This window comes from bacterium (genome assembly GCA_016700035.1).
Classification (GTDB): domain Bacteria; phylum Patescibacteriota; class Saccharimonadia; order CAILAD01.
On sequence record CP064998.1, the window covers coordinates 552393 to 574686 of the forward strand.

Consider the following 22294-nt stretch of genomic DNA (forward strand, 5'->3'; position numbering starts at 1 on the left):
CCCTCCTAATATTTTACTTTGCTTGCTTCGCTTGGTCGCAGAGCCAATCAACAGCTTTTTGCGTCACGATGCGATTTGACAAATCGTTCTTAAATTCATCACGATCTAGTTCAGCTAATATCTTTGGATCAGAGTAGCTGGTGCGCATTTTCTCCAGACTATCAGTTACTTCACCAACTGAAGCGCTAAATTTTTGCTTCTCAATAATATCGCGAATCAAAAGACCAATCGAGATGCGTCGACGGGCCTCGATGTGTAGTTCTTCATGAAATTCCTTAGGGTCTTTACCTTGAACTTTAAGCCAGTCATCCAACTTCATGCCCGATGATTCAACTTGATGCTCATACTGATGCTCGAGCTCATGTGCCTGATTATCTTCCAAGGTTTTTGAAACCGCTAGTTTAGTTTCTTTAATTACCTTATCCAGTACCTCCGTCTCGTAAGTTTTGCGATATTCATCATCTTTACCAATCTGAATATTCTCCTTCACGTCACTCTTCAGATCGGCCAGCTTATTAAATTTCATATCAAGACTTTTAGCAAATGCATCGTCAAGCTTTGGCAAGACAATCTCACGTACCTCGTGTACTTTAGCGGTAAATGTTACCACCTTGCCAGCTAAGTCGGTAGCATGATAATCCTCAGGAAAAGTAATATCAAAAGTCTTTTCATCACCTTTTTTCATACCAACCAACTCTTCTTCATAGCCCGGAATAAACTTACCGCTACCCAGCTCCAGGAGATGATTCATCCCGGCGGCCCCTTCAACTGGCTGGCCTTCACGCACTCCCTCAAAATCAAACCGAACCTCATCACCCATTTTAGCTACTCGACTCACGCTCTTGCGCTCAGCCGATTGACGCTGTAATTCTTCCAGTGCAGTCTTAACCTCATCATCACTCACCTGTGGCGGGCTGTAATTTACGCGCACCTTAGAATAGTCATAATCAATGATTGGCACAATCGAAATCTTAGCCGTGTACTCCATTTCTTCAAACGGCACAAACTTAGTCACTTCCACTTTTGGCTCAGCCAAGGCTTGGATGTCATGCCCCTGTACTGCTTCGGTGTAGGTTGCAGCTAGCACTTTTTCAACAACTTCTAGCTGCAGCTTAGCCTGATCAAGCTCGCGCTCCACCATCTCGTCTGGAGCTTTGCCAGGACGAAAGCCGGCTACTTTTACGCCAGCCTTCAGCTTAGCGATGGCCGACTTTTTAGCACTCTGCAATTCTTCTTTAGTTACTACTACGGTTAATTCAAGTTCAGCGGGTTCCCGCTTGGAAATAGTTGCTTTGGTCATAATAAACTAATTCTACCAGACTGTGGATAAATAATCTAGCACTCTGTGTGGGTGAGTGCTAGATAATAGATTTGATGATGTACTTAAAATAAAAAGTGGCCGGAATTAACGTATCCGGCCGTTGAGGCTCAAGGCCTCACGCGCCCCCGAAGGGTCAGATGGCTTGTGGGGGTAGATCGGCAATCTTACGATCACCTTGGTAGACAGCACCATCCCTGACGGTGAGCTCCTCTGCGAGGAAGTGGCCAATCCGGCGCTTGGTGCTGTAGTAAGCACTCACCCCGACAGGGTCGATGTCGTCGGAGAAGCCACCATCAAAGGCAACCGAGCGTACTTCAATATCAATGATCCAGCTCTCCATAGATCCGTCCTCTGGCTCGATGCCGAGGATGCGGCCGCGCAAGCGAACCGTCTCTGGGGAGACCGGATGCTCAACCGTGAAGTTCACGGCGTGAACCGGAAGCATGAAGTACTTCAGTCCATCGAAAAGCTCCTCTCGCGAGGGGCCTCCCACGATCGAACCTTCGACCATCAAGCGGCGCAGCTTGCGCATGGCCAATTCATTGAAATAAGCATTGGTGGTGCTCATACGAGCCCCTTTCGGTACAACCCGGGAGTGGCGCCCGAGTACCGCCGTTAGCCCATTAAGAGCTCACCTAGTCATCCAACCAGGAATTGCCTTGTATTTTAATATTTTTTTATATGTATGTCAATATTCAAGCGTGGATGAAAGGACTATTTGGTAGTATATCGTCGCATGCTCGAAGTAAACCCTTCGTTTTGGCTGAGTAATCTGGAAACTTTTCAGCTTGTTGTTACCCTGTGGCGATAATATTTACTTCAACACTCGGTGTTTTGTATGAAGATTTTGACAGTAAGCCAAACGCCGAAAACGGTGATTTGGCTGAGCTCATAGATTAAGTCGCTACTCCACTATCAAGTAAAGTAACGCAATATAAAAGCGTTGCTCTCGTTATTGCACAGATCTCCTACCGTTATGATATGAACGAAATAGGATTAAAATTTATTGATAGCAATACGACTACAACAATGCATATATTAGATAGTAGAGCTATCGTATCTGATATAATATGGACCATTATGAGGATACTAGAAAAAGGTGATGAGATTCGGGTTATTGCTCCGTCGCAAAGTTGGGGCAAAAGAAAGTATCAGCGTGACTACGAACGAGCAGAAGAGCGGCTAGAATCGCTCGGCTATAAGGTTACCTATGGAAAATCAGTGAAGAATGTTTTACATTTCGGCACTGCTACCCGCGAAGATAGAGCCGAGGATCTCAACGAAGCATACGAAAACAAGAATATAAAACTTGTTATGGCGCTCTCCGGTGGCTGGTCTGCAAACGAAGTATTACCGTTGATTGACTGGCAAATCGTTAGAGCAAACCCAAAGCCTCTTATTGGTTTTTCCGATATTACCGTACTACTCAATGCAATCTATGCTAAAACAGGGGTATCAGGTTTTCTTGGTCCAAATTTTTCAACATTTGGGCGTATGCCGGAATGGCAATACACACTTAATAACTTCGAATCAGCTATGCAAGGTTCAAGCCAACGACTTACAAAAAGTAGGTCGTGGGGCGAACGTGGGAGCAAGCGTTATAGGACAAAAAGTTGGCAATGCTTGGAGGTAGGCAAAGCGAATGCGAAGCTACTCGGTGGCAATCTCGGAACACTTTATTTGCTACAGGGAACAGAATATCAACCCAAGTTTGACGAGTCATTTATCTTTTTGCTTGAAGATGATGATGAGGCGGGCGGCTACACTGCTAGAGAAGTTTCACGCCGTTTTGAGTCGTTGTTGCAACTGCCAAACTTTAGAGATAATCTTCAAGGTCTTATAATGGGGCGCTTTCAGAAAGGTAGCAATATATCGGAGAAAGATATTACCAGTATAATAGTGTCGAAAAATCTAGGGAGTATACCGATTGCCTACAATGTGGACTTTGGACACACCCTGCCAATGCTTACTTTACCCATTGGTCTAGAGATATCACTAATCGTTGATAATAAAGTTAATATTTTACTTCCATAATACCACCACTAGAAAAATCGTCCTTTGATCCATTTTTGAGACCCCCGCTATACTTTCTTTTTAGTTGAAAAGGTCGGATTTTCTGGTGGTAAGAGCACGAGGCAGCCCACGTAGGTGACAAGGCCTGAGATTACGAGCTTCGCGCAAAGTAGATTTGCGCTTCACACAACCAAACTTAAAACACCCCAACAGGAGTGTTTTAAGTTTGGTGCGGATGAAAGGACTCGAACCTTCACGTCTTGCGACACTAGCTCCTAAGGCTAGCGTGTCTACCAATTCCACCACATCCGCTCAGTCGCAAACGATTTCACTCGTGTCTTGCTGAGTGGCGATAATTTATCTTAACACCACTCAGCAAGACACGTTCCATGCGACGCTCCTCTTTAAACTCAAATTATCAATTTGAATTTAGGGGCTCAGTTTTTGTAATACGCAATTTGAGTATCGCCATACTCGCGAGTTTTCACAAGTTTAGCAGGCTCTAGTATATCAGCTAATTTCTCTTGAGACGAGCAGGATACCACCAGCACCCCTCCATCAGCCAGAGCTTTCGCCGAAGTAGCGCAAATGTCCAAGCTAAACTCAGCATAGGGTGGATCAAAAAAGATAATATCATACTTATTACTATTACGACTCAAGAAAAGTGGTACAGACTCCTGCACTAAATTAAACTTCTGCGTCACCCCCAACTCCTGCGCATTAACCTGCAAACATTTGCCCGCCACCAATGCACGCTCCACCGACGTAAGCCTCTCGGCGCCACGACTCAACGCCTCAAATCCCAGCGCTCCACTGCCAGCGTATAAATCTAGTACCTTCAGCCCTGATAGATCCTCACCCAACACACTCATAATGGCCTGGCGAACTTTTTGTGAAATTGGCCTAGTACCTTCACCGGGTTGGCGAATAATTTTATAGCGCAGATTGCCTGCTGTAATGCGGGTAGTGTAGCTAGACATTCTTACTCTACTTTGCGCCGGCTAGCTGACGAGCTGACTTATCAGCCCAAGCCTCTTCGTAGGCCACCAACCAAGCTGCCGAAATCATTTGAGGAATTTTTGGTACCACCGTGGCACGTACCGACTTTGCTAATTTAGTGGTCCAACCACCTGCAATGAATTCTTCATACAAGCCAAGTTTGGCTATCTTTAAAGACTCTTCTTTAATGGCAACCTCAATACCTTTTTCTTTAATCAGATCCACCAAACCCATATCGAACTTAACACGCAGTGGAGAAAACATCGTGGCTGTCGATATCCCAGATTCAAATGCCACATGTGAGCTCTTCCAGCCCTTTGATCCCCAAGTTTTCCAGCGTCGTGTTAACCTGGACGCATCGGCATATTCTTCAGCAATCAGCTTATAGCTAATGTGGTGAGCGGGCGTGAGAGAATCGGTAATATAATGTGCCATCCAGCCAGCATGAAAGCCAGCTTCAATATAATCCTCTCGCTTGAGGGCCTCTACTAAATTATTAAAGTGAATCTGAATCCAGCTTGGCAGATGGCCGATCTCATTAATTGGATCCCATAGATGATCAGTACTATAATTGCCCTTCACTTTTAATCCATCGGGCCCACCATAACCCTCAAAGTTTAAAATATCTCGACGACGAGGAAAACGATCATGTCGAATCATCCGCGCAACCAATCGGTAGGCTTCACGGTCTAACTTCTGATGGGTACCAGCCCAAGTAATCCTTCCTTTGCTGGCAAATGATGTAAATCCTGAATTCATGGGTTTTAATCAAGCGACGTAACGGCTTTGAGGCTATTCACAACCGCTATGACTTGAGGATATTTTACAATTTTTTCCTGCTTTAGGAAAGAGTCGACTACTTTTTGCGCAGATTTTACTTGATATGTGTCATGCAGGCTCGCAAATCGAAAGTCTGCCACGCCAGATTGACGCACGCCAAAACGCTGACCAGCTCCTCGATTAGCTAAGTCAATTTCAGCTAGCCGGAAGCCATCATTAGTGCGAGCTAGAGCTCCCACACGTTGGCGTGAAGAATTATCTTCTGTGGTAAACAAATAACACTCCGAAGCGATGTCACTACGCCCCACTCGCCCCCGAAGCTGATGCAAGGTAGCCAAACCAAACCGATCGGCCGACTCCACCAGCATTACACTAGCCTTATCGACATGGACACCAACTTCTATAACGGTCGTAGCTACCAAAATATCTAGCTCACCACTGGCAAACTGAGTCATGACCGCATCTTTTTCCTCGGGCTTGAGTTTGCCATGCAATAAACCGATCCGACGATGTCGGAACACCGTCCGCGACAACCGTTGCATCTCTTGTTTAACTGCTCGCGAGCCACTAGGGTCAGCCACATCAATCGCTGGACACACTATATAAGCCTGCTCACCCCGCTCCAAACGCTTATCTATCTCGGCATACACCCGAGCCCTATCTTCCTCCGGGCAAATGTGTGTCTGGACTGGCTGTCGACCAGGTGGCATATCAGTTAAGAGCGAAACATCTAAATCACCAAATGCCACTAGCCCAAGAGTGCGCGGAATTGGTGTAGCCGTCATGGTTAGCACGTGGGGCAATCGACCTGCCTTATCCTTTAGGCTAAGGCGCTGATTAACCCCAAACCGATGTTGCTCATCTACCACCACCAAACCAAGCCGAGGAAACTGGATATTTTTTGTAATAATTGCCTGCGTACCAATCACAATATCGACTTCACCAGCTTGAATGGCGGAAGTTAATTCAAGTCTTTGCTTGGATTTTAGATGACTGGCCAGGAGCTCCACCCGAATTCCCCACGGCTTGAGGAGGTCTCGAAAACTTTTTAGATGCTGAGTACCCAAAACTACCGTTGGCACCATCACTGCCGTCTGAAAACCAGCTCGAATTGCCATCAGGGCAACAAAAGCCGCCACCAAGGTTTTACCAGAACCAACATCACCTTCTAGCAGTCGACTCATTGGCACTCCACGTTCCATATCAGAAAAAATTTGCCAACTAACTCGACGCTGTGAATTGGTTAAACTAAAAGATAGACTAGCCACAAATTCTTGAGCTAGAGCTTGATTAAACGGCACCACAATACCGGGCTCTGTCTCCAGCTCTTCACGCAATACCCGACTGGTGAGCATATGAAAGAAAAGCTCACCAAAAGCCATGCGAGACTGGGCCTGCTGTAGCTTTTTTGTATCCGTCGGTTCGTGTAGCTCCCGAACAGCCTGAGCTAATGGCATGAGTTTCTGGGTGCTTAAAACTACCTCTGGCAAAGGGTCGACTAACTCATCAACAGCAGGCAGACATTGGCGCACCAAACTGCGTAAAATCTTTGAGTTTATCTTAGCCGTCTCTGAGTAAATTGCCGATATTTTACCGGCTCGATCAATACTAGACGGACGCTCAAACTGAGGCTGAACCACACTAAAAACACCGGCCTTAAACTTTAATTCTCCGGTAAAAAAATATTCCTCCCCGGTCTTTAGCTGATCTGCAATGTATGGAGCATGAAACCAGGTCAGCTTCAGTGAGCCAGTATCATCAATAACAATGGCCTCCGTAATTACCATCCGTCGATTACGAACAGCCCGCCGTACAGCTACGTCTTCCACCCTTGCTCGCACCGCAATCAAGCCGGGTCGCAATTGAGCAATTGGTTTTAGTGCGGAAAAATCATCGTAACGTCGAGGAAAATAATCTAGTAAGTCACGTACTGTAACGAAACCCATACGCGCCAGCTCACGTTCTGTTACCTCACCAACCCCCTTTAAAGTAGACAGGTGTGTCTCAAGCCGTACATTCATACTTGTATGCGAACAAATCGGCGTTTACCAATCTGAATAGTCATGCCAGCTCGCAACTCAATATCATCGGCTAGCTCAACTACCGTGCCATCTATGCGCACGCCATCTTGCGAAATTAGGCGACGAATTTCACTCTTAGTTAGGCCAAAAGCATTTGCCATCAGACCAACTGGATCGGCTAACTCCTTATCATCAGCGCGATAATCCGAGATATCGGTCGGCATCTCACCAGCGCGAAACTGCTTATTCCAGGCTTCTTCAGCCGCCTCGGCTACTTTTGCGCCATAATAACGCCCCACAATCTCCCGCGCCAAACTAGCCTTAGTATCGCGCGGGTTAGCACCTGTAGCCATATCTCGCTCAATAGCCTCCACTATTTCCAGGTCAACATCAGTTGCAAGCTTAAAATAATGCGGAATCAGCTCGTCATTTAAGGCCATCACTTTTCCGTACATATCTTTTGGTTCATCAGTAATAAAAATACAATTGGGCTGAGTTTTGCTCATCTTTTTGCCATCTGGACCAATCAACAACTCCGTCACCATCACAGCTTGTGGTACCTGGTTTGAGCGTTTTTGCAAAGTTCGTCCAGCCATCATATTAAAGAGTTGATCATTACCGCCAAGCTCAATATCGGCATGCAGAGCAACTGAATCATAACCTTGCATTACTGGATACAAAAACTCCTGCAAGCCAATCGGTTTACCATTATCATAGCGGGCCCTAAAATTATCCCGCTCCAGCATCTGTGCCACCTTAAATTCACTCGCTAAAAGTAAAATATCGACAAATTCAAGTTGCTTCAGCCATTCTGAGTTGTAGCGAATTTCAGCTTTCGATAAATCAACAATCTTACCAATCTGATTTAAGTAGCTCTTCATATTATGTCGGACATCCTCACGACTCATCTGCTGGCGCTCTGCGCTTTTATCTGAAGTGTCGCCAATCATAGCGGTATAATCGCCAATTAGAATAATCACCTGATGACCAAGCTCCTGAAACTCACGTAATTTCCAATACACCACAGCATGCCCAAGATGAATCCGATCACCGGTCGGATCGATGCCAAACTTGACTCGCAAAGGCTTACGCCCATCAAGTCGACGAGCTAATTCATCTCGTACAATTACATCTTCTAAGCCACGTGTAAGTAACTGCTCCTTGCGTTGTGCCACGGTTTTCATAACTTGATTGTATCAGATAAAAGGACTGCATAACAAAAGTGCATAGCACAGCTATTTTTAAGTAATAATGCTATAATAATAAGCACTCATGGCGAAACGTCGCACAGCTAGATCCCCTAGACGAGTCGTGCACCGCACACCGTCCCATCACCCGGAGGCTCGTAAATTACAAAACCCTTCAAGCGCGAAGGGCTGGGCTCGCTTACATCCAAAAGCTATTTGGGGAGCAATCACCTCCAAAAAAGGACGTCGCATCATTGCCATATCCTTCGCCGGACTATTCCTGATAGTTTTAGCTGTATTCCTGTGGATCGCCAAAGACCTACCCAGCCCCAATAAAATTAACTCTAAAATATCAGCCCAAACCACCAAACTTTATGACCGCACTGGCCAACATGTTTTAGTCGAGATTTATGGCGATAAAAACCGATCAGTAGTTGAACTTGACCAGATCCCCCAAGATTGTCGTAACGCCACAATTGCCCTCGAAGACAAGAACTTTTATAAACAAGGCGCCTTCTCACTCGCGGGTATTGGCCGAGCACTAACTGGTGTTATCTTCAAGGACCCTTCTAAGGGCGGCGGCTCAACAATTACTCAGCAATATGTTAAAAACGCCTTTTTAACCAGTGAACGCACACCAGCCCGCAAGCTCAAAGAAATTATTTTAGCTGTCCAAATTGAGCTACTTTATAAGAAGGATGATATCCTTAAGCTTTATTTAAATGAAATTCCCTATGGCTCGACCGCCTACGGTATTCAGGCAGCTGCCAAAACATACTACAGCAAGGATGCAAAAGATCTTACTTTAGGTGAATGTGCCACTCTTGCCTCACTTCCTCAGGCCCCGAGTTATTACAATCGTAACAAAAATGCCCTAGCTGGCCGACAAGAAACTGCTTTGCAATACATGGCTGAGCAAGGCTACATCACAAAGGAACAAGCTGACACCGCTCTAGCCGAAGAAGCTATTGCCAAAATGAAGATTAATAACTTTGCAGCCAACATCACCGCTCCACATTTTGTTCAGTACGTACGTGATCAGCTCGAAGACAAGTACGGGGTAAAGCGCGTCAACGAAGGTGGCCTCAAGGTAGTTACTTCGCTAGATATTGATAAGCAAAAAATCGCCGAGGAGTCAGTCAAAAACGGGATTGCCAATGTCCGAAAGTTTGGTGGTAGCAATGCGGCCATCGTGTCAGCCGATGCAGAGTCTGGAGAAGTTTTAGCCATGGTTGGTAGTTACGACTATAACGATCCGGAAGTTGGCAACTTCAATGTTGCGGCCGCAAATCGCCAACCTGGCTCTTCAATTAAGCCAATTATCTACGCCTCGATGTTTAAGGGTAATTGGGGTCCCGGATCCACTCTGTATGATGTGCAGACAGATTTTGGCGGTGGCTACACACCTAAAAACTACACCGGACGATTCTATGGCGTGCAGTCAGTTCGTACCTCCCTGGCAAGCTCCTTGAACATCCCCGCGGTTAAGGCTCTTTATCTAGCTGGAATTCCACAGACTATTCAAACCGCCAACGATATGGGTATTTCAACTTACACCAAAGGCGATGCTAGTCGTCTAGGCTTGTCGATGGCGCTTGGCTCTGGCGAAGTGAAGCTCACTGAGATGGTTAATGCCTTTACCACCTTCCCTTCGGAAGGCTCTGTGCGCGACCAAGTAACAGTACTAGAGGTTAGCGACTCCACTGGCAAGATTATCGAAAAAAATACCGTAGAATCCAATAAGTCACGCCAGGTTTTAGATCCTCAAATTGCCTATGAAATTAATTCCATCCTTTCCGATAACCAAGCTCGCTGTTCACTCGGAGCATTCTCGTGCAATAATCCACTTGTTATCCGTGGTAAAACTGTAGCCGCCAAAACCGGTACTACCAACGACTATAAAGACGCTTGGACCATGGGCTACACCAAGAAAACCGTAACTGGCGTGTGGGCCGGCAATAATGACAATAAGCCTATGACTCAAGCTGCCTCAATTGTCTCGGCACCAATTTGGCAAGACTATATGGCAAAGGCCACCGTAGCCGAAGGCAACATCCCATTTGAGCAACCCTCTACCATGAAGAAGATAGAACTTGATGCCGATACTGGTAAATTACCAAATGATGGTACCAAGCACACTCGCACCGACCTCTTCGCAAGCTGGTACAAGCCCACACCTGCACCAGCCAGCTCGGCTGCTAAAATCAATAAGCTAGACGGTAAACTAGCAACTGAATGCACCCCCGTTGATGCCCAGCAAGATATTACCGCCAACTCAATATCGGCTGAAATACCATCTACCGATATTAGTTTTGCCCGCTGGAATCCACCTGTAGCTGCTCTAGCTGCTGGGCTTGGCCTATCATCAGGTGCTGCAATACCGACAGAAAAAAGCACTATGCATTCATGCACTGACGTTAAGCCAACGATATCAATCGACGTCAACCCATCTTCAGGCTCATCATTTGTCATATCAGCCGACGTAACCAGTGGTACTTTCCCGGTTAATCAGCTAACTATCCTCATTAACGACCAACCCTATGCCAATCAAGCCGTGAACGGTACTAGCACTTATCCAATCGCTATCACGCCAGGGATTATCGGCCCACTTAAAATCCAAGTTAAAGCCAGCGATACCGGCCTATATAGTGCGCTATCAAATACCGAAAGTATCGTTGGTACCTCTGGTCCAAGTGCGCAAAAAAGTAGCACCCATAATAGTGCTTTAATTAAGTTTTTAAGTTCTAATGATTCAGACTCGCGGCGGCGCTGGAATGATGATGACTAATATTTGGCTGGGGACTATTTTTTATTAGTACTACGAGCTGGTGATTTAATAGACTTTCTCGTTGTCTTTTTTGCTTGTAGGTTTTTACGCGGTGTAGCAAAGATCATCTTGCCGGCAACGGTCTGAAAAATTCTAGTAACCTCTGTCTCAACTTCTTGACCCACTATCTTATCTCCACCCTCAACTACAATCATAGTACCATCATCTAGGTAGCCAACTCCCTGCCCTTTTTCCTTACCAGTCTGCACAACTCGCACTACCAATATTTCACCGGGCAAAACCACAGCCCGTAAAGCCTGTGATAGCTCATTCATATTAAGTACTCGCACCGACTCAATAGTGGCAACTCGGTTAAGGTTATAGTCGGTTGTCAAAATATCGGTCTTAAACTTCTTAGCTAGATAAACCAGCTTATGGTCAACTTCTTTAATCTTTTTTGGATCCTCATCAGTTATATCTAATTCAACCGCATCACTTTCACGCAACTTATTTAAAAGCTCCAACCCACGACGACCCTTACTGCGCCTTAGGGGGTCTTCCGAGTCTGCAATATTTTGCAATTCAGCCAAAACAAATCTTGGCACCAATAGCTTGCCTGGCACAAAGCCTGTTGCCGCAATATCAGCTATCCGACCATCAATAATTGCCGAGGTGTCAACTAGAATACGCCCTCGGCTAAACTCTTTTGTTTTAGGTTTATCCGACTGATTATTATTAGCTTCAGACAGCCTTGGAAACAGTACGCCTATGGCATGATGCTGGTGGTAAAACACCTCAGCCATTGCAATTGCCGCCATTAAGGTAATAGTGATTGGTAGAATCGTACTGTATGGCTCAGGTAGCCCATCGATCGGTAGAGATATCAGAGCACCGCTTAATGCTCCAAATATAAAGCCCACTGTAATTAATATAAGTTTTTGTAGACTCAAACGCATTAATCGTATTGCAACATAGCAAACAATTAGCACTGCTACTGCCACCATCGGGATAATCAAAGAGTACGGCATAAAAATTCCTGGTTATTTTTTCTTAGATGAGGCCTTAATGCGAGTCAGTGCCGAAGCAATATCAGCTAAACCAATCACGCCTTTTTCTTTAAGCGAGGCCGGCGCTAATACATGGTGAAAACCAAGTCGAGAGGCTTCACGAGCACGAGACTGCATAAGATTAACCGATCGAATTTCCCCAGCCAGACCAACTTCACCGAAACTCGCAAGTGAGCTCGGGATAATGGTGCCATAGTACGCACTAGCTATGGCTAGAATAAGTGCAAGATCAACGGCTGGCTCGGTAATCTTCAGCCCTCCTACGATACTAACATAGATGTCTTGGTCGGACAACGGAATTCCAGCCCGTTTGGTAAGTACAGCCGACAACAGCCCTAGTCGGTTTTGGTCAACCCCAACAGCGGCTCGCTTGGGGTAGCTTAATACCGATGGCGATACTAACGCTTGCACCTCCACCATAAGAGGCCGTGTCCCCTCAAGCGCTACAAATACCGCGCTACCCGGCAAGTCACGTCGCTCGGCAAGTAATATTTCCGATGGATTTACCACCTCCTTAAAACCATTCTCACCCATCTCCAATAATGCCACATCACTCGTCGCACCAAACCGATTCTTGCTAGCTTTTACAACCCGCAAGACCCCATACTGATCACCCTCCATGCTCAATACTACATCAACTAAATGCTCTAGCAGTTTAGGGCCGGCTAAATTACCCTCCTTGGTGACATGGCCAATAACTATACAGGCGGTATGGGTATTTTTGGCCACTTGCATAATTTTATTCGCCACCAAAGTAATTTGACTTGGCGATCCATTCGCCGAGTTAGATTCAGGTGTGGATAATGTCTGAATAGAATCAATAATCACCAGCTGATAATCGCCAGACTCAATTAACGACGTAGCATCATCAATCACTGTAGTAGCCAAAAGATCTAACTTGACCGCTCCAACCTTGAGCCGATCAGCACGTAGCTTAATTTGCCGAGCTGATTCCTCACCGGACACATAAAGAACTTTTCCTTGCCCGGCAATTACACTGGCCACCTGTAATACAAGTGTCGATTTACCAACTCCAGGATCACCCGACAACAACATTAATGCCCCCGGCACAATACCGCCCCCTAAAACTAAATCTAGCTCAGCTACTCCACTACTAAAGCGTGCCAGTTTTAAATCCTCAACATCGGAAAGGCTAATTGGCTTTACGGAATTAGCCCTCCTACTATTCAAGTGGCTTGAGACTAATTCTTCGACAATACTTTCCCATGCCCCACACTGCAGGCAACGACCAGCCCATTTCGAGCTTTTCGCGCCACACTCCTGGCATACAAATATAGAAGTAGCTTTTGCCATACTTATATTCTACTAGATTTAAGACAATATTTGTACGGTTTTTTGTTCGTATCTCATCCAACTTGAGCTAATCGATTTGCCACATCAAGCTGAACCTCACCTTTTACGGCCTTCACCAGAACCGTGTCACCCTCTACAATTTGCTCATTTAATATCGCCTCTGCTAGTGGATCTTCCACTAATGATTGCACAGCCCTGCGCATTGGTCGAGCACCATTATTTACATCGTATCCCTTCTGAATTAATAGCTTCTTGAGTGAAATATGAAATTTGAGTATCACATCTTTATCTCGCAAACGTCGAGCCAAATCTTGTAATTGTAGATCAATAATAGAGCGCACATCTACTCGCGAGAGAGCTTTAAAGATAACAATGTGATCAACGCGATTCAGAAATTCTGGCCGAAAAGTCCGCTTCAACTCTTGCCCGATGGTGCCACGCATGGTTTCATGTAACTTATCGAGCTTTTTCTGCTCGTCGGCAGTATCGGTTGCAAAGCCAATCTTAGCCTCCTGATAAAGTGCTTTTGCGCCCACATTACTAGTCATAATAATGATGGTATTACGAAAATCTACAGCCCGACCTTTTGCGTCAGTTAACTGACCATCTTCTAGGATCTGTAGCAACATATTGAAAATATCCGGATGAGCCTTCTCTATTTCATCAAATAAAATTAAGCTGTATGGCTTGCGCCGAACCTGTTCAGTTAGCTGACCAGCATCATCATAGCCAACATACCCAGCCGGCGCACCAACTAAGCGCGACACATTATGGCGCTCCATAAATTCCGACATATCCACTTTTATCATGGCATCTTTGTCATGAAAAACTTCTTGGGCTAATGCACGAGCTAACTCTGTTTTACCAACGCCCGTAGGTCCAAGAAAAATGAAAGATCCGATCGGCCTATCGGCATGTGCAATACCAGTGCGACTACGACGAATCGCCTTAGCAATCACCTCCACTGCTTCATCTTGGCCAATAATCCGCTTCTTTAATGTTGCATCAATCTTTTTGAGTTGCTCTGTCTCAATTTTTACCAAACGTGTCAGCGGGATGCCAGTGGTATGCGAAATTACTCGAGCAATTTCTTCCTCACCGATATTAATGATCTTCTTAGACGAATCTCGCTTTTCTTGCATCTCAATTTTTTCTTCTATCACACTAGCTTCCGCTTTTAAGCGGGCAGCATATTCAAAATCTTGGTTATAAACAGCATCTTCTATCTGATCATTAACTTCAGCAAGACGAGTCTGCAACCCTTTCATACGCTTTGATGTTCCACCCTTTTCAATTCGAGCCAGCGATGAAGCTTCATCAATTAAATCAATCGCCTTATCTGGCAAAAATCGGTCGGATATGTAGCGCTTAGCCAATTTAGCAGCAGATTCAATTGCCTCATCAGTAATAATTACGCTGTGATGCTCCTCGTATCTAGGCTTAAGGCCTTGCAACACCTGAACTGTCTCATCAACTGTAGCTTCTGGCACCAACACCGCCTGAAAACGCCTCTCAAGAGCAGCATCTTTTTCAATATGCTTACGGTATTCATCGATTGTAGTAGCACCAATTACCTGCACCATGCCTCGAGACAGAGCTGGCTTTAAGATGTTAGCAGCGTCAATTGCTCCCTCGGCCGAACCTGCACCAACCACCGTATGCAACTCATCAATAAAGAGGATAACATCCTTATTTTCGGTTACTTCTTCAATAAGCTTCTTCAAGCGTTCTTCAAATTCACCACGATATTTTGTCCCTGCGATAACTGTAGCCATGTCAAGCATAATGATACGCTTACCAGCTAAGACATCTGGCACTTCATCTTCTACGATACGCGTCGCCAATCCTTCTACGATGGCTGTTTTCCCAACCCCGGGCTCACCAATTAAAACAGGGTTATTTTTTTGGCGCCGATTTAAAATAGAAATCATCCGATCTAGCTGAGCCTTACGGCCAACCATCGGATCCAGCTCACCAGCGCGAGCTTTCTGAGTTAAATCAATGCCAAAGTGATCGAGGGCTGGCGTGTCGCTTTCTTGACGACGTTTGCCACGCTTTTCTGTATCGCCCCCATATAGTGGAGTCTGAGCATTTAAATATTGCTCCAGCTCCAAGCGAATAGTACTTGGATTAATGGAAATCTCTTTTAATAGCACATTGGCTCGAGCATTTTTTTGCGTCAAAATAGCGTAGAGTAGATGTTCAGTACCAGCATACGGCTGACCAAACTCTTGGGCAATCCGTAAAGATAGCGCGATAGTTTTTTTGGCAGTTTGCGAAAGTGACTGCAAGGTATGCGTTGAAACAACGCCATTTGGTGCAATAGTTAGCTCTAGTTTATCGATTGTAACGCCAGACTGCGCCAAGATCTTAGAACCAATCGAACCCTGAGTTTTAAGCACCCCCAAAAGTAAGTGCTCTGTACCAACATAAACCGAGCCGAGGCTAGCAGCTAGCATGCTGGCATGCTCCAGCGAACGCTTAGCGTTCTCGGTAAAGCGATCAAATTGTGGTGGTAAATTTTGTTCCATATCAAGCCTCCTTTCCTAATATGGCATAAGCCGACAAAAGTGCGAGCGTAGCTACCGCCTACTCTTCCTCTTCTGCGTCAGTGGATACTGCGTCGTCGGTAACCGACGGACTATCCTCTTCAGTGCTTGGCTCAGCTGATGCTTCAGCCACAGCAATCATCTCATCTTCAAGGCTAGCCGAGCGTTTTTTATCGTTATTCTCGGCAACTTCCGCCACACCTTCAATACCCGCATCATCAGCTCCATCGATATCAATATTCCAATCTGTCAGTTTAGCTGCCAATCGAACATTTTGACCGGAGCGACCAATTGCTAGTGATAGCTGATCTTCTGGTACTTTTACAGCGGCTCGTTTTTCAGCTTCATCAATATCGACACTAATAATATTTTTAGCTGGCGAAAGTGCATTGGTGATATAGCGACGAATATCTTCATCAAATGGAATAATATCAATTTTTTCCTCACCAATATTAGCCATCACAGCCTGCACTCTGGTACCACGACCACCAACAAACGTACCAACCGGATCCACACCGTCAACACTGCTCTTAACAGCAATCTTGGTGCGCGCACCAGCCTCGCGAGCAACATTAACAATCTCAACATTACCAGCAGCGATTTCTGGTACTTCCATTTCAAATAGTCGACGAATCAAATTTGGGTGCGAACGACTCACTACAATCTGAGGGCCTTTAAGGGTATTCTCGACACGCACAACATACACCTTAAGGCGCTGGCCAGGATAATACCGCTCACCATGAATCTGCTCTGAAGCAAACATTATCCCAGAGGTACGCCCCAGATCAACAAAAACATTACCATGCTCAACCCGCTGAACTGAACCATTCATTATAGTGTCTTCTTTGTCCTGGTACTCGTTATACACCACCTCGCGCTCAGCTTCACGGATACGCTGGATAATTACCTGCTTAGCCGTCTGAGCAGCAACCCGACCAAACTCCTTGTTGATGTCTTCAATCTCAATAGTTTCACCAGCTTTAGCGGAACTACGTACCACTTGAGCATCGCCCACAGAAATCTCTAGATGAGGATTATCCACTGTATCGACAATTTCTTTTGTAACAAAAATACGTGGATCACCGGTTGTAGGATCAACTTCCACTCGAACTTCCTGATCCTTATCACCAAAATCTTTTTTGTAGGCGGCTATTAGTGCCATCTCAATAGTCTCCATTACGACATCTTTGGAGATGCCTTTTTCTTCACATATTTGCTCAATGGCTGAAATAAATTGGTTCTGTTGCATAATATTTTCCTTATTCTTATTCTACTAAGTCGTACCCGTGCTGTATGTAGTTTTTAATAAATTTTCTTTGAATCACCCCGACTGTTTTGGTCTCTTTGGTCTAAAAGCCGCTCGCTTTTAAAGTACCATAAGATACCAGCGACCGACTCTGACAACAGCATCGATGTATGCTCATCAGTATACCGGCCGACTATTAGCACTGTCAAGCGCTAAGTGCTAATACTAACCATCCTCCACGGCATTGGGATAATAAACACGTTTTTGACTTCTACCCGTTATCACTACGACATCTATACGAATATTTTGATCTGCCCGTTCAAAACCATTCTCCACTACCCACTGCATAATAGCATTGCGCAAACGGCATGCTTTTTGTGTCGAAATTGCTGCTTCTCCACCACCAAAGTTGGTATTTTTACGATATTTTACCTCTACCGCCACTATGCAGTCTCCATCTCGCATCACTAAGTCCAACTCATAAAAGCGAGTACGCGAATTAACAGCTAAGCACCTCATGCCTTGTTGCTGCAAAAACTCTAGCGCTAATTGCTCAGCATCGCTACCGATTGCCGTAGTATTCATGGCAAAATTTTCCTTAAAAAACTCCTGCGATGAATTGGTGTTATGCCATACTCTCTAATCGAGGCTATATGCTTGGGTGTCCCATAACCCATATTCGTTTTAAAACCATACTCTGGATACTGCAGAGCATACTCACGCATGAGCTCATCGCGCTCTACTTTTGCTAAAATTGATGCCGCAGCTATTGAGGCACATACCATATCTCCTTTTATAACCATTCTAGCCGGGGTAATACCTTGTAGAAAATTATGTTTTCCATCAAGCAATATAAGGTCTGGGGCCTTATCAATTTTTTGCAATATCTTACGTACCGCCGTCTGGAGACTTTCCGTCACACCCCGCGCATCAATAAACTTAGGTTCTATATGCTCTACCGCATAATATTCTGCACCAGCTCGGATCATAGTCGCTTTTTCGGTGCGCTGTTTGGCCGATAAAAGCTTAGAGTCTACCACTGGTTCTGCAAAACCTTCCGGTAAAATTACTAACCCCACGCTTATCGGCCCAGCTAGGGGTCCTCGCCCCACCTCATCCATGCCGGCAACAACTGCAAATCCCTCAAGGTGTGCTGCCTCCTCCATTTCATACGTTGCCCACGTCCTTGCCATGTCTTTATAATACTACGAACAAAATACGAATAGCAAGGGTAAAAAATAAGCTCTGCTTTGTAGCAGAGCTAGAGACGATCTCGGAAGCGTTCAAGCACCCCAATCACCTCGACCAACGCATCATATCTCATCTCTCGTGGCCTACGTCCACCAGCCGATTTCCACATCAACTTCCCGTTTGAAAGCAAGTAGGAATTAGCTTTGATGTAGTCGTCATAATGTTGACTCCTCCATGTGCCAATCACCCATGCTCCCCGCGTAACACTACGCCCATGATAGAATGGCACGAATTTCGGAGCAGACTCATAATCCGATACATGAGTCATATCTGGATACCCTTGCTCACTCAACTTTTGCAATATCTCACTAATTACTTGCTCGGTCCGAATAACAAGGGCGCTATGGAGCGCTCGATCATCGCTAGCTTTCTGTCGACGCTGTTGCTTTTGCTTAGCCTCAGCCTGCCTCTTAAGCCTGCGGGCAATCTCGTCTGCTTCGTTCATACAACCTCCAACGCTCAAGGTACGAGTACTAGAATATTGCAACATAATATTAGAATATTCAAGCATAAGAAAAACCGTCACATTGGCGTGACGGTTGAGAGACCTCTCTATTATGAATATCGACTAATGAGTGATTGTATGCCCAAAATAGCTGTGTCGATTCCTCCCGCAGGGAAATCCGCTACTGTAAACTTATCGTTATCTGACGCAAGGCTGCCAGTGCCCAATGCAAGCATGCCGGTACCCAATAGATAAACGACGACCTGTTGCGTACCATCAAGGAAGGGGCTTTCATAAGAGCCGAGCCTCCAGGCACCCCGAACAGCTTTTCGATTCCCAAGCAACCAAGAGTATTCCCTGACAGTCAGAGTAACCATCCCGGGGAAATCTCTAGCTTCCAACACTCTCAATGCCTGCGAGATCAACTGCGCAAGTTCTCGACGCCTGTCCTTAAGGTGCGTATTCGTGCGTGCATTTTGTGCTGCCTGTGCCCTCACATTCTGCCTTCGCCTCTCTGCTACTCTCTGCCGAGCAACAATATCGGCCTTACTCCTACGTATCATGGTGTTCTCCAAGAAGAATAGTAGGTACAAGTAAGACTATTCTTTAATAAAGTTACAAAAATTTCAAGCTTAAGAAAAACCGCCACTATGATGTGGCGGTAGTGCCCCCTACAAGAGCTCGGCGCGGAGTTTTCTCACACCATCCAGATAGCTTAGAGACACGAGACCAATCTTGTGGAATTTCAATTTCGTCCGATTCTCAACAATAGAGCCGTTAGAAAGCAAATATACCGGTATAGTGTACTCACCACCTCTCCCGCCATTCACATGACTACTTATTTGCCAACCACCGCGAGTCACAGTGAATGAACAAAAATATACCTCGATAGGCCGAATACCTGGGTAATCTCGCTTTTTGAGCTCATAGAGCAAACTTGATATCTCTACCCGAAGTAGCTCCCTAGACTGTCTCCCTTCTTGTCCGACGTTTCTTAGGCTAGCCCTCTCATCGGCCTTACCTTTTCGGACAATTGCCCGAGCCTTAGCATCTGCTCTACCCATCTTGTATCTCCAATTTTTCTAGAAGAGGTACTAAAGTGCAAATACTATACAATATTTTATTAAAAAACACAATAATAGCGCCCTAGAGCGCTACTGAATAATCATTAGAGTATGTAGATTTAAGCTTCTTTGGCTTGCTGGCTGTCGTCTTCCGCGTTAGCCTTATCGAGTCCTGCTTGAGTTTCGGCAGCGGCCAAATCTTGCTCATTATCACCATCAGCTTGAGCGTCTTCTGCGTCAGCTTCTTTATTCTCTTCCTTTGCTAGTTCTTCTGTAGACTCCACCACGTCTTCATCGGTCATAGTTGGCTCTTCTTGAGCAAGCTTAGCTTCGGCTTCTGCTAGTTCAATCTCCCCAACTGTGCGATGATCAACATCATTAGCAACCGCCTTATCAAACTCCTGCTCCACAAGTCGAGCCTTCTTACCGCGCAGGCCACGCATATAAGACAGAAAAGCTCGGCGCACTTTGGCTCGGCGCACAACTTCTATCTTCTCAATATTTGGCGAGTGAATAAACCAGCTCTTTTCTACGCCAACACCAGAAGCTATCTTACGCACCGTAAGGTAAGCATTACCATCATTTGGCTTGCGATAACGAATAACCAACCCTTCAAAAACCTGCGTTCGAGTCTTACTACCTTCACGAATAATCTGATGAACACGTACGGTGTCACCCGATTGAATCTGGGCAATCTTAGCCTTAAGTTGGGGCTTTTGGAGAACATTTGCTTGCATAACTTCAGTATTCTATCAGATTTTCTCGGTCAAGACAAGCCTAACCAGACCAAGGCATCGCAAATCTTGACTTATCCAATATTTTTAAGCATAATAACTGCCGAAATTGTACCTTCACCAGCGGGAGAATAGCTCATGCTCGTAGAAGCAGTTAGAGTGATCGTGCACAGATACACCCGTGATGTATTCGACATGGAAGACGATGCCTTCATCATGGCTGGCGGTATCATTGACCAGCCGCAGATTGCCTATGAGGTGTTGCCAATCAAGGATGATCTTGACCGACATCTCACAATCGCCACGGCAAAAATGTGGACCTGCATTCATGGTGATCAGTTTCTGATCTGCAACTCTGGCTATCGGGCTATTGGTCTAGTTGACGATACCTTTGTTGTGGTGAGTGTGCAGGTTTACACCAATGGTGACTGGCTGCTAGCAGATAGTTTGCTGGCAGATAGTCATGGCCACCGAACCCTCGAGCGCTAAGGAGCAAATACATGACCTCTGACCACCAAACTCCGCCAAATATCTGGCGGTTTCGAGACGGAGAGAGCTTTTTGGGGCACACTGTCTCTATGCGACTGGAGCAACAGCTGCCCGGAAGGATACCGCGAGTACGTCACTTCGTAACTTGTGATGTGTGCCCAGACGAGCTGGAGCTGTACGGTCACTCTGATGACGACATCAAAGCCACCTGCCAACAGGCAGTCATCACGCACCACCTCAAGGTGCTCGCCATCCTGGCAATGACTTCCTGCTAGTCAGTAGTCACAAAACTACCCGCCACCAATTTCGGTAGCGGGCTTTTTATTACAGTGAGTGAATCCAAAAACCAATATTCTCATCTTCGGCATGCATCACTGCTTTAGCGATCCTCGTGACTACTCCTACTGCCACAGCCAGGTCATCATTCACGACAACATGTTGCCAAGTGCGTAGAATTTCCGGAATCTCCCAGCTAGATCGAGCCAGCTTCATTGCGATAATCTCCGGCGAATCACCGCGCTTTAGCAGTCGATCGGTGATGACTTCTTGCATCTCAGCTACCACCAATTCGCGCGCATCATCACGCCCCACGAAACCTCGAAACAACTCTACCGGGCTGGCCGACTCCTCCAAAAAATCTGGGTGTGATGTATGCGGGGGTACAATGCCTACCAATGTAACCCGTGGAAAATCAACGCTCAGGCTACTCTTGCCAGCCAATTGCAGGGCGCCATTCACATCGATATCACGAATTTCAATGCCATCGGTATCAAGATCCACCTGCGAACCGTAGAGCCCACCTGTCCCATTCTGAGAATGTTCAACGATCTCACCACTGGAGCGTTTACTCATAAACTCATCCATATCAACATAGTGATACTTCCAGCGCCCCAAAGCTTCATCCCAATCATCGGGCCGCCTCATTCGTGTTGTAGCCTTGGCGCCAACACTCAGGTTCGGTAGTTGTACACAAACTTGGCGCAGAATACTATCCTTACCAACACCCTCTGGCCCCGAAAGGCAAATGATGTGAGCCGGCATACTCAT

20 protein-coding genes and 1 tRNA gene are annotated in these 22294 nt (G+C 45.8%); 3 read left to right on the forward strand and 18 right to left on the reverse strand.

The window, feature by feature from the left end; genetic code table 11:
• Window positions 1-13: 13 nt before the first annotated feature.
• Window positions 14-1300, reverse strand: a complete 1287-nt coding sequence (gene tig / locus IPM44_02710) for a trigger factor (protein QQS26616.1) — start codon at window positions 1298-1300, stop codon at window positions 14-16.
• A 154-nt stretch (window positions 1301-1454) separates the two neighbouring features.
• Complete coding sequence (locus IPM44_02715; GenBank protein ID QQS26617.1) at window positions 1455-1889, reverse strand: hypothetical protein; 435 nt, start codon at window positions 1887-1889, stop codon at window positions 1455-1457.
• 413 nt (window positions 1890-2302) lie between these two features.
• On the opposite strand from IPM44_02715, the gene IPM44_02720 reads away from it, so the two are divergent.
• The gene (locus IPM44_02720) at window positions 2303-3355 is read left to right on the forward strand and encodes an LD-carboxypeptidase (protein QQS26618.1); all 1053 of its coding nucleotides are present in this window, start codon (window positions 2303-2305) and stop codon (window positions 3353-3355) included.
• A 206-nt stretch (window positions 3356-3561) separates the two neighbouring features.
• Here the strand turns inward: IPM44_02720 and IPM44_02725 are convergent.
• The 5 genes from IPM44_02725 to IPM44_02745 all read right to left on the reverse strand — a co-directional run bounded on the left by IPM44_02725 (window position 3562) and on the right by IPM44_02745 (window position 8318).
• Window positions 3562-3646: transfer RNA gene (locus IPM44_02725), tRNA-Leu, on the reverse strand.
• Between the two features lie 125 nt (window positions 3647-3771).
• Entirely contained in the window at window positions 3772-4314 is a 543-nt protein-coding gene (rsmD, locus tag IPM44_02730) for a 16S rRNA (guanine(966)-N(2))-methyltransferase RsmD (protein QQS26619.1), read from the reverse strand.
• A 7-nt stretch (window positions 4315-4321) separates the two neighbouring features.
• On the reverse strand, window positions 4322-5092 hold the full coding sequence (locus IPM44_02735; GenBank protein QQS26620.1) for a hypothetical protein: 771 nt from the start codon (window positions 5090-5092) through the stop codon (window positions 4322-4324).
• Between the two features lie 5 nt (window positions 5093-5097).
• The gene (gene recG / locus IPM44_02740; GenBank protein QQS26621.1) at window positions 5098-7134 is read right to left on the reverse strand and encodes an ATP-dependent DNA helicase RecG; all 2037 of its coding nucleotides are present in this window, start codon (window positions 7132-7134) and stop codon (window positions 5098-5100) included.
• Window positions 7131-8318, reverse strand: coding sequence for a tyrosine--tRNA ligase (locus tag IPM44_02745; GenBank protein ID QQS26622.1), 1188 nt, complete (start codon window positions 8316-8318; stop codon window positions 7131-7133). Before IPM44_02745 ends, recG begins: the two co-directional genes overlap by 4 nt.
• A gap of 88 nt (window positions 8319-8406) precedes the next feature.
• On the opposite strand from IPM44_02745, the gene IPM44_02750 reads away from it, so the two are divergent.
• On the forward strand, window positions 8407-11109 hold the full coding sequence (locus tag IPM44_02750) for a transglycosylase domain-containing protein (GenBank protein QQS26623.1): 2703 nt from the start codon (window positions 8407-8409) through the stop codon (window positions 11107-11109).
• Window positions 11110-11123: 14 nt separating this feature from the next.
• Here IPM44_02750 and IPM44_02755 read toward each other — a convergent pair whose 3' ends face one another.
• The 10 genes from IPM44_02755 to rplS form a co-directional block, all read right to left on the reverse strand.
• Window positions 11124-12116 carry a PIN domain nuclease gene (locus tag IPM44_02755; protein ID QQS26624.1) on the reverse strand — a complete coding sequence of 331 codons (993 nt, stop codon included), beginning with the start codon at window positions 12114-12116 and terminating at the stop codon, window positions 11124-11126.
• Window positions 12117-12128: 12 nt separating this feature from the next.
• Entirely contained in the window at window positions 12129-13469 is a 1341-nt protein-coding gene (radA, locus tag IPM44_02760; GenBank protein QQS26625.1) for a DNA repair protein RadA, read from the reverse strand.
• A 53-nt stretch (window positions 13470-13522) separates the two neighbouring features.
• A complete protein-coding gene (locus IPM44_02765) occupies window positions 13523-16000 on the reverse strand; it encodes an ATP-dependent Clp protease ATP-binding subunit (GenBank protein ID QQS26626.1) in 2478 nt (825 codons plus the stop codon).
• 58 nt (window positions 16001-16058) lie between these two features.
• Entirely contained in the window at window positions 16059-17267 is a 1209-nt protein-coding gene (gene nusA / locus IPM44_02770; protein ID QQS26627.1) for a transcription termination/antitermination protein NusA, read from the reverse strand.
• A gap of 222 nt (window positions 17268-17489) precedes the next feature.
• Window positions 17490-17849: a YraN family protein gene (locus tag IPM44_02775; GenBank protein ID QQS26628.1), complete on the reverse strand. Its 360-nt coding sequence runs from the start codon at window positions 17847-17849 to the stop codon at window positions 17490-17492.
• Complete coding sequence (locus IPM44_02780) at window positions 17846-18457, reverse strand: ribonuclease HII (protein QQS26629.1); 612 nt, start codon at window positions 18455-18457, stop codon at window positions 17846-17848. Before IPM44_02780 ends, IPM44_02775 begins: the two co-directional genes overlap by 4 nt.
• Window positions 18458-18525: 68 nt before the next feature.
• Window positions 18526-18960 (reverse strand): hypothetical protein, encoded by a 435-nt coding sequence (locus IPM44_02785; GenBank protein ID QQS26630.1) that lies wholly within the window; start codon window positions 18958-18960, stop codon window positions 18526-18528.
• Window positions 18961-19070: 110 nt separating this feature from the next.
• Window positions 19071-19523, reverse strand: a complete 453-nt coding sequence (locus tag IPM44_02790; GenBank protein ID QQS26631.1) for a hypothetical protein — start codon at window positions 19521-19523, stop codon at window positions 19071-19073.
• 108 nt (window positions 19524-19631) lie between these two features.
• Window positions 19632-20024, reverse strand: a complete 393-nt coding sequence (locus tag IPM44_02795) for a hypothetical protein (protein ID QQS26632.1) — start codon at window positions 20022-20024, stop codon at window positions 19632-19634.
• 119 nt (window positions 20025-20143) lie between these two features.
• On the reverse strand, window positions 20144-20761 hold the full coding sequence (gene rplS / locus IPM44_02800; protein QQS26633.1) for a 50S ribosomal protein L19: 618 nt from the start codon (window positions 20759-20761) through the stop codon (window positions 20144-20146).
• Between the two features lie 162 nt (window positions 20762-20923).
• Between rplS and IPM44_02805 the strand changes: the two genes are divergently transcribed.
• Window positions 20924-21247 carry a hypothetical protein gene (locus tag IPM44_02805; GenBank protein QQS26634.1) on the forward strand — a complete coding sequence of 108 codons (324 nt, stop codon included), beginning with the start codon at window positions 20924-20926 and terminating at the stop codon, window positions 21245-21247.
• Window positions 21248-21571: 324 nt separating this feature from the next.
• Here IPM44_02805 and IPM44_02810 read toward each other — a convergent pair whose 3' ends face one another.
• Window positions 21572-22288 (reverse strand): hypothetical protein, encoded by a 717-nt coding sequence (locus IPM44_02810; protein ID QQS26635.1) that lies wholly within the window; start codon window positions 22286-22288, stop codon window positions 21572-21574.
• Window positions 22289-22294 lie beyond the last annotated feature (6 nt).